Genomic DNA, 12,377 nt, shown 5'->3' with positions numbered 1-12,377 from the left:
GCTTCCTGCGATGCGCTGCATGCGGCAGGGCGGAGATGAATAGGCATGGCAATGCTCATCCTCTATCTGTGGAGCGGCGCTGACTTGCCGTATCGCGCATCATGATCTTGTGTCGGGGCCATGCCCATCCGCGCTTACCGCCCCTCGAAACACCGTGGTGGCCAGCGCCTTCCGATATTGCCCAACGTAGATCGCAGGCTGTGGCGATGCCCGACGGGGGGGTAGCATGCCGTGGCGTCCTCGATGACGCCGATAACGTCTGGGGGACACGGGCATGCGGATATTGCTGGTGGCTGAAAACATATCGCTACGTATGAGCGGCGAGACGTTGCTGCCCTGCTGCTATTTCGAGCAGTTCATCGCCAACGGCGAAGATGTCTATATGGTGTGCCATGAACGGGTGCGGGAGGATTTGCGCGCCGACCTGCCGCCGGACGAATTTGATCGCGTCCGTTTCGTGTCGGATTCCGCGCTACAGCGCCTGCTTTTCCGGATCGGTCGGCATTTCCCATATCGGGTCGAGGATCTGATCTTCAACCAGCTGATTCAGCTGGTCACACAATGGCGCATGCGCGGCATTGCGCGCGCCATGGTGAAAGCGCTGAATATCGATGTCGTGTTCCAGCCCACGCCGATCGCGGCGAAGGCGCTCAGTTTCATGCTGGGGCTGGGCGCTCCGGTCGTCATTGGTCCGATGAGCGGCGGCATGAACCTGCCACCGGCCTTTCGCCGGATGGACAGCGCGATCGTCCGTGCAGCGATCGCTGCATCCAGATGGGGCTCGGCGTTGCTGCACCGATTATTTCCAGGGAAATTGCGCGCGACCGCCCTGGTCGTTGCCAATGACCAGACCCGTGAGGCTTTGCCGCCCGGTGTGCGCGGCAAGGTGTACCAGCTTATGGAAAGTGCGGTCGATCTGGAAAGGTGGCAGGTGCGCCCGCCGCTAGTGCGCCCTGCCAATGCGCCGGTGAGCTTCATTTTTTGCGCACGGTTCGTCGATTGGAAGGGGATAGGACTTCTGGTGCAGGCTTTCGCGCCACTGGCCCGATCGGGCGGCGCCATGCTGCATCTGGTCGGGGACGGTGAATTGCTGGAAGAGATCAAGGCACAGGTAAGGCGGGAGGAATTGAACCAGCATATCACCCTGTATGGGCGCCTGGGACGCGATCATTATCAGGCTTTGCTGCGACAAACGGATGTCTATGTGACGCCATCGCTGCGCGAATGCGGCGGGATGGCCATGATGGAGGCGATGGCTGTAGGCCTGCCGGTCATCGGCCTCAATTGGGGTGGCGTGGCGCAATATGCCTCGGCCGATTGCGCGCTGCTTATCGATCCGACATCCAAAGAGGCAGTCGTGGCCGGGCTGACCAGCGCCATGCGTCGCATGGTTCAGTCTCCATTGTTGCGCCAGTCGATGGGAACGGCTGCGCGGCGCCATCTTGAACAGGCGCGGCATGGCTGGGCCGACAAGGCTGACGACATGTTGAACATTCTGGCGGAAGTCGCAAAAAAGAAGAGAAGCACGGTTCCGGCCGTTGCCCTCACGGAGCCGTCGCCGGCCATTCTGCCCATCCCGTCCATATTCCTGCGCGTGGTGAACTGAAATGGCGGTACGCGCGTCCGTCAGTCAGGTCGACATTATTTTCTACACCCGTCAGTTACACAATGGCGGTGTCGATCGGGTAGTGTTCAACCTGGCCGAGGAATTTCTGCGCCGCGGCATCCGCTGTTCGATCCTGGTCGATATCGACAATCCCCATTCCCCGTTCCGCGCACTCATTCCCCCCGGCGTTGGATATGATGTGCTCGATGCAAGGGGGCCGCTAGCCCGGCTGTTCAAGCTGCGCCGTTACATGCGGGAACATCGCCCGACAGCGCTGATGTGTACGAGCTTCGGGTTTCCCAACCTCTACGCCGTCGTCGTGCGATGGATAGCGGGCATGCCGTTTCGATTGATGCTGACCGAACATTGTTTCCCGTCCGTCGATCGGGCTGGTCCCAGGCCGTGGCAGTCACGCTACTGGTTCTTCCCGCTGGCGCATTATCTCTACCCCTTTGCCGATCGGATCGTTGCCGTGTCGAAGGGTACAGCGCTTGATCTGGCAAAGGTGATCCGCATCGATCCGAAAAGCATCGCCTGCATCTATAATCCGATCGTCAACGACGCGATGATCGCCCAGTCGCAAGAACCCGTGGATCATCCCTGGTTTGCCGGTGGCGGATGTCCCGTCATCATCGCCGTGGGACGGATGGAACCGCAGAAGAATTTTTCCCTTTTGATCCGCGCCTTTGCCCGCGTGCGGGCGCAGATGCCGGCCCGACTGGTCATTCTGGGGGATGGTGGGGAGCGTGATATGCTCGCTGCGCTGGTGGCGCAGATGGGGTTGCAAGACGATGTCGCCCTGCTGGGCTTTGTCCCCAATCCCCACGCTTATGTGGCCAAGGCGACTTTGATGGTCCTGTCGTCCGATTTCGAAAGCCTCGCCAATGTCGTGATAGAGGCGATGGCGGTAGGTACGCCGGTGGTCGCGACCGACTGCCCGTCGGGGCCAGCCGAGGCGCTCAACCGGGGGCAGTGCGGTACGTTGGTACCGGTGGGCGACCTGGAGGGGATGAGCGCGGCGATGTTGGATGTGCTGCGGGAAAAGCCTGCACCCGTCGCGCGGAGCTGGCTCGACCAGTTCAGCACGCGACAGGTGGCGGACCGATATCTCGCCTTGCTCGCGCCGGATGCAGGGTGATGCGTGGCGGCGCTGGACGGGTCTTCCTCCCTCTCCCAACTGACGGCCTTACGCTTCGTTGCGGCCTTTGCCGTACTGCTGTCCCATCTCGACTTCCTGGGCGATGGTTCAGGCAGGGTAAGTGGCTTGCTGTACGAAACACTGTTTCGGCAGGGCTATTGCGGCGTGTCCTTCTTCTACATCCTGTCGGGCTTCATCCTGTCCCACGCCTATGGCGACCGGCTGAAGCAAGGCTCGATCGGCCTGCGATCCTACATCATGCTGCGCATCTGTCGCATCGCGCCATTGCACTGGCTCATGGCGCTGCTCTTCATCGGCTGGCTGGCGCTGGCGGGGGAGATGCCCGGCCCCGGTACGATCCTTCTCAACCTTGGCCTGATGCACGCCTGGGCGCCCGATCCGACCATTCACTATGCGCTCAATGGCCCGTCCTGGAGCCTGTCCGACGAACTCGCTTTCTATGCGCTCTTTCCGTGGCTTTGCCGGATGCAGACCCGATCGCTTGGGCTGTGCCTGGCCAGCGGTCTTCTCCTGATAACGGTTTTTGCGATAATCATGGCTCGGCATGGCGGCTATTCGGCCACCGAAGAATGGGTCTTTTATGTCTTTCCTCCGGTGCGGCTGATCGACTTCCTCGTCGGCATGCTGCTGTATCGGGTTTGGCGGTCGCGATATGGCCACGCGCTGGCCGGCACGGGCGCGGAGGTTGCAGTCGTTATCGCCGTGCCTGCGGCGATGATCGGCTTTTCGCTCATGGCCTTGCCGATGCCGCTGCGCTGGCAACTGGCGTATCTGCCGATCATGGCAGTTGCCGTGCTGACTTTCGCTTATGGGGGAGGTGCCGTCTCGCGTGCCTTGCGCCATCCGTGGCTAATCCTGCTGGGGGAATCATCCTTCGCACTATATCTGACCCATCGGCCGATCATCACGCTGACCCATCGGTTGTGGGGCAGCGATCCGGCGCATTACCTGTCCATGTCGTTGTCTCTCCCGCCATTTTGCGTGGGCGTATCCCTCATGATCTTCCTCTTCCTGGAGCGGCCAATGATGGTTCGCCTTCGACATGGGGCATGGGCGCATGACCGCAACAGGGGCAGGATAAAGGCGTGGCGACCGTCATAGAACGACCAAAATGGCACCGGGCGATGTCCAGCGGGGTCAGTCTGGTCGCAATCACGATCATCGCATCGAACCTGCTGCGTATCGTCAGCACCATCATATTGACCAGGGTATTGTCGCCTGCCGATTTCGGCGTCGCCGGGCTGACCGGGGCGATCCTCAACATTCTGCTGATGATCTCCGACGTGGGCTTCGGCGTCTATATCATCCGCCATGCCCGCGGCGACGATCCGCATCTGCTCGACATCATCTGGACGGTCCGGCTGGCGCGTGGGCTGGCCCTGACCCTGCTGCTTGCCACCTGCGCCGGTCCGCTCGCCCAGGCGCTCGACAAGCCTATGTTGCAGGTCGCCATTGCCGTTACTGCCTTGCACTTCCTGATCGACGGTTGTTCCTCGCTCGCGCCCTTCACGACGATCCGGCAGGAACGGCTGTTGATGCTCAGTCTGCTCGACATCGTCAGCGCCGTGAGCCAGACGGTGGCGGGCATCGCGCTGGCGCTGCTCCTGCACAGCTATTGGGCGATCATCCTGGCCGGACTGGTCGGGACCGCGCTCAAATCGCTGCTCAGCTACCTGCTTTTCCCCGGCGCTGGACGACGTCTCGCCTACGACGAGCAGGAAGTCCGCGATCTCTGGCGTTTTGGTCGCACGATCGCGAGCGCCCACACGATCCAGGTTCTGCTGTCCAACGTCGACAAGATCGCTCTCTCTCGCATTTTTCCGCTGTCCCTGTTTGGCCTCTATTCGCTGGCGTCCAACCTTTCGAGCGCCGCTTCCGGCTTCACGACCCTCTACCCCAATCGCATCCTTCTGCCTGCTTTCGCGCGCGCGCTGAGGGACGAACCCGCCAATCTGGCGCGGATCTACTATGCCAGTCGCCGCAAGTTGACCCTGTTATACATGGTCGCGATGGGCGGTTTCATCAGCATGGGACCGGCGGTCGTCGATCTGCTCTATGATCCCCGATATCAAGCCGCGGCCACCTATCTACAGCTTCTCGCGCTCGCTCCGGCCATCGCCATGAACAACTATGCCGCGCGCGAGATATTGATCGTTGTCGGCCGGGTTCAGGCGCTGCTCTATGCGAATCTGGTGCGGCTTGGATGGTTGCTGAGCGCAGGAAGCGCCGGCTTCCTGTTGTTCGGCCCCATAGGGCTGGTTGCTGCGGTGGGTGGTATCGAACTGCCCGTGCAATGCTATTGCTGGTATGAACTGCGGCGCGCTGGACTGCTGAGGATGGGGGAGGAGGCGCTCATCATTATGGCTCTGTTGCTGGGCATGGGGTTCGGCTTGATGGGCAACGTGCTGTATTTCATGCTGAAGGCGCCATAAGGGCGTGAAGTGGGTGCCCGCTGGCAACCGCTCCGACGCTTGCCCTGCGCCGCGCAAGCAATCCCGCGCCCGCCGCCAGCAACATCACATATGTTGTTTCGTTGCGCCCGTAGCTGGTCGTGGTCAGGCTGGCCATCAGTCCCACCAGCCCGGCGAAGCATGCCGTTGCCGACATGGCCGAATCCCGCCCCAAAGCAGGGCCGCGCGCGAACAAACGGCTCAGGACGCCAAGCAATATGGCATAATAGACCGCCGCTCCGATCACGCCACCGCGCATCAATATGGTGAGCGGCTGATCGACCAGGTCTATGATCCCTTCACCCTGACGCAGATGCTCAAGCCGCGCCAGCAAGTCCGGCATGCTAAGCCCAGCCGCCCAGTTTTCGCGCACCAGCGCCATCCCGGAAGACAGAAGTTCGGATCTGTAATCGACCGATCCGGCCGCGTCTTCCCCCGTGCCGATCGACGCGGCGAGCGTAGGTATGACGCGGGACAGCAGCAACAATAGACCGGCACATAGGGGCATCGCCAGTAGCATCTTGAATAGCCCTACCCATCGGCGCTCCTGCACCATGCAGGCGATCAGGCCGGCGACAATGACGATATAGCCGATGCGCGCGAGGGTGAAGAACACGCCACACGCCAGCAGCGCCAAGGTCGCGAAGAAGGTGAGCCGCGACTCCAGATGCCGCCGCAGCGCGACGAGTATCACAACGTCCAGACCCAGCAGCAGCGACAGGCCTGTGGATTCGGGGAAACTGGCGCGCCCCCGCAGCAACCCGCCCCGTTGCTTGGCATAGCCCGAACTCAACTCGGGATCGGCCCCGATACTCTGTGGCATGGTGTCGTACAGTAGCCAGTGACGGGGTGCCTCGAACGTCACGATCAGGGCCAATATGCAGCCGCCCAGGACGACGGACAGCATTAGATCATTGGGCGATCTGGATCGGATGAACGCCCGGCTGACGGCGAGATAGGGCAGGCCAAGGTTCAGGATCACCTGATTGCAAGCGCGGATCGAATAGGTCAGGTCGTTCCCGCGGCAGTCCATGGACGCCTGTACGATCAGCATCAATATCAGTAAGATATCCCATTGCAGCAGCCTTGGGTGGTAGATGCGTTCGCCCGCCATCAGCATCGCCAGCAACAGGCCCATGCTGAGCAGATGGACATAGGTAAGCTGGGCAAAGGTCAGGCCGCCGATGGCAATGGTGTAAACCATCATCGGCATCAGCGGCAGGCATAGCAGAAACAGTCGGTAGCGCAGGTCCAGGGCGCCTGGGCCGGGCAGGACCAGACCCGCACGGCCAAATCCCGGCGCCAGCAGGATCAGGCCGATGACACCGGCCGCGAATGTCGCATAGTGAAGGCCGAAAGTTCCGATCAGCGGCAAGGCGAGCGCAGCGGTCATCTGATGCGGTCCAGCCAGCGCGCCAAGCCTGCCGGGCAAATATCTCGCGCCTGCCAGCGCCATGGCGGTCAGCATCAGGATGACGAGGAACGACATGGGTCAAAAGATTCCGGGCATCAATGAAGGGCGTGATCCGCCGTCGCGTACCCAGTCGTAGAGCTGCATGATCTGTTCGGCCTTCCGGTCCCAGGTAAACAGCGTCCGGACGCGCTCGACGGCCGCATCGCCCAACAGGTCGAGGCGCGCGGGATCCTTCAGTAAAGCGGAAATGACGCCACGAAACCCCTCTTCCAGCGTTTGCGCGCTCGCAAAGGGCACGCGAATGCCGGTCTGATCGTCCATCAATTCGATGGGACCGCCATAGTCGGCGACGATGGGCGCCACACCTAATGCCATGGCTTCCAGCACCACGCCCCCGCCAAATTCCCTTATGCTGGGGCAGGCCAGAAAATCGCAATCGACGAGCAATGACTGCACCTGCCGATGCTCTACTGCGCCATGAAGCGTGACCGCTTGATCGACGCGCAGTTCCCTGACCAGCGCGGCGATAGAGTCGCGTTCCGGCCCGTCGCCGATGATGTCGAGATGGAGGGCATTCGCCCGCAACATGTCCTGTGCCGCGCGGATCAGCACGTCGGCGCATTTATACGGCACCAGCCGCCCGACAAATGCGCCACGCAGCGGTGCCTGCGCACGCCTTGTCCGTCGCAAGGCGAAGCGAGCAGGATCGATGCCATTTTCGGGGAAGTGAAAGCTGCGCGGCCGAGCCTGCTCCGGTAATTCAGAAAGACTATGGAGCGATCCTGCCAGTATCGCTGCGGCGTCGCGGCGGGTCGCCCTATAACCCGGCAGCCATTTATAGGCGCCGCGCAGGTGCGACAGCCATTCCCGCTCGCGCGTTCGGCGATCCGCAAAGCCGTCCGGCCATGGCAGCCCGCCATTGAGCGGCCCGACCACCAGCGGGACGCCCAGCCGCTTGAGCCGCGCGGCAAGATAAGAGGGGGTCGTCGGACTCATCGGCGTCAGGCGATGCACGATGTCGTAGGCGCCGGCCTTCAAGGCCGACCGGAATTTATCCCAGACCGCTTTTTCGAACGCATAGCATCCGATCGGCGCCAACGCCTGGTAGATCGTCCAGCCACGATTGTCGCTCGCGCCAAGAAATCGCGCGACGCGAAATATCGTGCGCACCACGGCTTCGGTATCGATGGTCGAAAAATCGCGGCCTTCCTGCCAGTCCATGGCGATGATGGCGGGCCGATTGCGGATATGGGTCACCAGATGCACGTCCGCCTGCCGGGCCAGCGCCTCTGCAATGCACCACCCGATCAGCGGCACGCTCACCATCTCGGGATTGGCGATTTCCGCTAGCAGCAGCACGTTGTGACGCCTTTGCACCGTCGATGCGGATTTCTTCCCGGTACATTCAACCACCATAATATCGCTACCTGTCGCATCGGGGTCGTGGGGCTAGAATGGGGGGCAGGAGCATGCCTCCTCGAACCCATGTGTCCGGTCAGTATATGGACACGGCCTGCAACATCCGATCATGCCCATTGGGAGGGGAGAAGTGCGTGGGGAAATCTCCGGCAATTTCAGGCATCACGTGCATGGATGTTCTGTGTCGGAAACCCGCCGCTTTGTTCGTGATGTTGTGTCTGGTTGGGTGCGGGGAAGGTGGCGTGGCCGCCGCGACAGATAATGATCGCGCGGCGGCCACGCCGGTTTCGCGCTCTGTTTCGGGGCCGTCCCCGGGCGGTATGGGGATGGGTACCAATCTGGATGGCCTTGCCTATTGGAGCAGCGCCATGCCGGTGCTGGACCTGATGAAATCCGCGAGCGTCTGGTTGCCCCAGGCTGAAGGAGTCTATGATACGGGGGAAACCATAGCGCAGGACCGCGACGGCTGGCCTCTGGCGCCGGCGGAGGCCGCCGTGCGCCGTTACCGTACGCTCCTCGTCAACATCCTGCATGACAATCCCGCTGCGCTGCCTGCCGAACGCTATGTCGTCCTTTATCAGGGCCATGGTGCGATCACGGCCGTCGATGTTGACGGAGCGCGGGTCTTATCCCGGACCGATGGGGAATTGCATGTAAGCGCTGGCCGGGGCGGAAGCCTGTATTTACGTATCGACGCCGATGGAGGGGGGGATGACCCGATACGCAACATACGCGTCATCAGGGAAGATTATCTGCCGCTTTACCGGGCCGGGCTGACATTTGATCCGGAATTTATCGAGCGGATCAAACCCTTCCATGCGCTGCGTTTCATGGACTGGATGAACAGTAATGCGTTGTTCGCGCCTATCGGTGGCCCGTTGACGGACGAAACGGCGATCGAGCGTGCGCCGCAACTGGACTGGGCGGATCGGCCCAGGCCCACGTCCATGCGTTGGGGGGAAGGCAGTCGCGGGGTGCCGGTCGAAGCCATGGTCGAACTGGTCAATCGTACGGGCGCCGAGCCGTGGTTCACCATGCCCGTCAACGCAAGCGATGATTATGTCGAAGGCTTCGCCTCCTATGTCCACGCGCATCTGCGTCCCGACCTCAAAGTCCATGTCGAACTTTCCAATGAGGTCTGGAACTGGATGTTCCCGCAGGCACGCTATGCGCGCGCTCGCGCCCGCGCGATTTTCGGCCCCGATGGCGACGGGCTGGAATGGTATGGTGTGCGCGCGGCGCAGGTGGGCATGATCTGGAAGCGGGCGTTCGGCCAAGCGGAGAAACGCGGGCTGCAATCCGGTAGGGTGGCGATGGTGTTCGGCACCCAGTTCGGCTGGCGCGGGCTGGAAGCGACAGGCCTGGAAACCCAGCATTGGCGCGACGGTAATGGACGGCGGATGCATGCCGCCGACTATTTCGACGAGTATGCCATCACCGGCTATTATGATGGGACGATGAACGTCGATGACGCCGTTCCCATCGTCCAAAGCTGGTGGAAGGATGGCGACGGTGGCTATGCTCGTGCGATCGCTGTCCTCAACAAGCGGATTTCGGATTTCAACGCGCCGCTCTATCAATATCATGCTGAACGTGCGCGGGCTCATGGCCTTCGCCTTGTCAGCTATGAAAGCGGTTTCGGCGAATATACACCCATATCCCAGCATGCTAATCAGCCTTATACGGATTTTCTGGCCAAATTGCAGCGCAGGCCGGAATTCAGGGCGCTGGAAACCGCCAACTACAGCGCCTTTGCGCAAGCGGGCGGCAGTCTCTTCATGAACTTCGGCATCATCGGCACGCCGTCCAAATGGGGGAACTGGTCGGCGCTCGAAACGATCCGGCAGACTGGTTCGCCGCGATATGATGCATTGATGACATGGTTGCGCACGCATCCGCCCTCTCCGGCACGCGGACCGGCCATTGCCTATGCCGACGCACGGATCGCACTGGGCGGGAGGCAGGGAGAAACCTTCACCGGAACCGCACATGGCTATGATGTGCTGGTCGGAGGCAGCGGCAATGACCGCTTCGTTGCCGGGCGGGGATCGGGCAGCCGCATCGACGGGGGCGGGGGGCATGATGTGCTTGTCCTGCCCGCGCGCCGGACATCCTATCGCTTCAAGGCGCACCCATCGCAGGCCGTGGTGCAGGTGTTCGGTCCCACCGGCGTGCAAAGCGTGACCCGCATCTCCAATGTGCGCTTTTCGGACGGGGCGCTGATCGACCTTGCAAAGCTCGTATCAGAGGATCGGAACGACCGGCTCGTCGGTGTGAAACGGGTTGCTGGCGTCTCTGCGCCTGAACAGACCGGGCCATGAGAGGCGCAGCCTTACCCATCGCAGCCAGATATTGGCGCCAGGATTGCGGCGCCATTGCAGATCGCGCTGATAGGCAAGGTAGGCAGGCGCAAAATCGTCGCTGAGATAGGCCAGGCAGGCGTCGCTGGACATCGGTCTATATAGTCCACCAAGGTCGGTCGTGAAATTCCACGCAATCTGTTGCAGCCTCTGCGCCGTGTCCTCTCGCATGCCAAAAGGGCGCTCGGGCGTATGAATGGCCCGCCCATGCATTATCGCGGACGTCAGCAGCGCAACGAAATATGTGCCGGTCTCGGTAAGGTGGACGTCGTCCCGGAAAAGCGTGGCCATTGTCGCGCGCGCATTATGTCCTTTCAAACCGGGGACGGACATGGGCGATAGCGCCTGTTCGACCAGTGCGGCCAGCGCCGATCCGGCCGGGATCGTCATCAGGCGGTCAGCGCGGCCGGATGCCGCAAGATCATGGTTGACCCGATCCGCGACGCATCGCCATATGGGAGTAGCCGATCGTTCATAGGCGATCCATGATGCAGGATTGTCCATGTCGGCAACGGTCATCCACGCTTCAAAAACATAGGTTCGTGCCTGCGGATTCTGTTCGACCATGCGGTCATGAAAATCGCGCAAATATCGTATCATGTCGTTCCGCACGACAGCGTCCAGCAAGCTATGCTGTTCCGTGATGATCAACGTGTCATAAGGCTGGTTTCCATAGGAACCTGCGCGCTGAAGTTCCGACAACACGTCTATCGGCTGGTCATTCCTGTTTGTCCCCGCGGCATAGCCGGTCCAGCGGCGTGCACCCTGTCCCATGGTGCGATCCTTTATGGACGAGCCGGCCAGCTGTTGCATGTCCCATAGCAGAGGTCGATCGATGCTTGCGGCAAGGCGTTCGAGATATTCAGGGAAGGGATGATCCATCAGGCTATGCCCCGAAAGGAACAGGCGCCGTGGACTGCGCAAAAGCTGGCGGGATACCGCCATCGGCGCCGCGACACCGGTCATCTGCGTCACGACCGGTGTCGCCGGACCGACTTGCGACAGGGCCACAGCCGCGATCCATAATCTTTTGCGTCCATGCCGATGCCTCATGTCGTTCGACGGCGGGTCACTTCGCCCGGCGGCGTTGCCATTGGCGAAAGATCCGGAAGATGAGGGGACCGTCCACCAGATAGCGGCGCCACAATCGCCTGGGATCACGCGTGAGTCGGAAAAGCCATTCCAGGCAAAGACGTTGCAGGATTCTGGGAGCCCGGGCCTGTTCCTCGGTCAGGAATTGCAAGCTGGCCCCTATGCAAAGCCCGACGCCTACAGCCTGCCCTGTCCGACTGATGCGGTAGGCGAGCATTTCCTGCTGTGGCGATCCCACGGCAATAAAGACATAGCGCGCGCGCGCCACGATCGCGAAGCGTACGGCATTTTGTGTCGCATGGGCATCGTGAATGAAACCCATTGGCGGATCATGATGGATCAGTTGGGAAAGGCCGAAGCGCTGTCGCAATGTATCGACCATGGCAGGGTTCCCGCCAATTATGGCGATGCGATCGTCAGCCTGAACGATGTCTCGCAGCAGCGCGACGGTCAGGTCGCTGCCCGGCACGACCGTCAACGGTACACCGGCCCGCTGCGCCAGCTTCCCCAATATGCGGCTATCGCACAGCGTGATCCACGCATTGCGATAGATGGGCCACAGATCGGATCGCTTGCGCTGGATGCGGACGACATGATCGACATTGGGCGTGACGATATAGGCAAAAGCCGCATCTGTCGGTCGTCGTTCGATATCGGCCAGCAATTGGGCCTGATCTCGCTGGCTGAACGCAAAGTCGAAAAATTCGAATGTCTGCGCCGGTGAACGATACTGTGAATATTGTGAAACAAGGGATTCGTTACCAACATTCACAGAAGGTGCGTGCAGGGGAACATGCGATGCCAGGGACATGAAATCTTCCATCCTCGACAGCTGTTGGATGATATCGGATCAACATTCAGCAGATCCGAAATTTCT

General features: G+C 61.2%; 9 protein-coding genes. 5 read left to right on the top strand and 4 right to left on the bottom strand.

The genetic code is table 11. From position 1 onward, the window contains the following. Nucleotides 1-289 precede the first annotated feature (289 nt). Genes ASE85_RS15475 through ASE85_RS15460 form a run of 4 tightly spaced genes read left to right on the top strand, consistent with a single transcriptional unit; the run spans nt 290 to nt 5,197 of the window. A complete protein-coding gene (locus ASE85_RS15475) occupies nt 290-1,606 on the top strand; it encodes a glycosyltransferase family 4 protein (protein WP_162237466.1) in 1,317 nt (438 codons plus the stop codon). A gap of 1 nt (nt 1,607) precedes the next feature. Further along, entirely contained in the window at nt 1,608-2,744 is a 1,137-nt protein-coding gene (locus ASE85_RS15470; protein WP_056690144.1) for a glycosyltransferase, read from the top strand. Nucleotides 2,745-2,747: 3 nt separating this feature from the next. Beyond that, nucleotides 2,748-3,866 (top strand): acyltransferase family protein, encoded by a 1,119-nt coding sequence (locus ASE85_RS15465; RefSeq protein WP_082462846.1) that lies wholly within the window; start codon nt 2,748-2,750, stop codon nt 3,864-3,866. Beyond that, entirely contained in the window at nt 3,851-5,197 is a 1,347-nt protein-coding gene (locus ASE85_RS15460) for an oligosaccharide flippase family protein (RefSeq protein WP_156358370.1), read from the top strand. Before ASE85_RS15465 ends, ASE85_RS15460 begins: the two co-directional genes overlap by 16 nt. On the opposite strand, the gene ASE85_RS15455 is transcribed toward ASE85_RS15460, so the two are convergent. After that, a complete protein-coding gene (locus ASE85_RS15455) occupies nt 5,178-6,704 on the bottom strand; it encodes an O-antigen ligase family protein (RefSeq protein ID WP_056690135.1) in 1,527 nt (508 codons plus the stop codon). The two genes, ASE85_RS15460 and ASE85_RS15455, sit on opposite strands and share 20 nt — an antisense overlap. Before the next feature lie 3 nt (nt 6,705-6,707). Next, nucleotides 6,708-7,988: a glycosyltransferase family 4 protein gene (locus ASE85_RS15450; RefSeq protein WP_200928373.1), complete on the bottom strand. Its 1,281-nt coding sequence runs from the start codon at nt 7,986-7,988 to the stop codon at nt 6,708-6,710. 386 nt (nt 7,989-8,374) lie between these two features. Between ASE85_RS15450 and ASE85_RS15445 the strand changes: the two genes are divergently transcribed. Then, a complete protein-coding gene (locus ASE85_RS15445; RefSeq protein ID WP_056690130.1) occupies nt 8,375-10,369 on the top strand; it encodes a hypothetical protein in 1,995 nt (664 codons plus the stop codon). Here ASE85_RS15445 and ASE85_RS15440 read toward each other — a convergent pair. After that, nucleotides 10,292-11,419, bottom strand: coding sequence for a hypothetical protein (locus ASE85_RS15440; RefSeq protein WP_056690128.1), 1,128 nt, complete (start codon nt 11,417-11,419; stop codon nt 10,292-10,294). The two genes, ASE85_RS15445 and ASE85_RS15440, sit on opposite strands and share 78 nt — an antisense overlap. Before the next feature lie 58 nt (nt 11,420-11,477). Then, nucleotides 11,478-12,311: a WecB/TagA/CpsF family glycosyltransferase gene (locus ASE85_RS22575; RefSeq protein ID WP_082462855.1), complete on the bottom strand. Its 834-nt coding sequence runs from the start codon at nt 12,309-12,311 to the stop codon at nt 11,478-11,480. Nucleotides 12,312-12,377 lie beyond the last annotated feature (66 nt).

The sequence above is a fragment of the Sphingobium sp. Leaf26 genome (genome assembly GCF_001421665.1).
Taxonomy (GTDB): Bacteria; Pseudomonadota; Alphaproteobacteria; order Sphingomonadales; family Sphingomonadaceae; genus Sphingobium.
The sequence above is the reverse complement of the archived record's forward strand: the minus strand, read 5'-3'. Positions and strand labels throughout refer to the sequence as shown.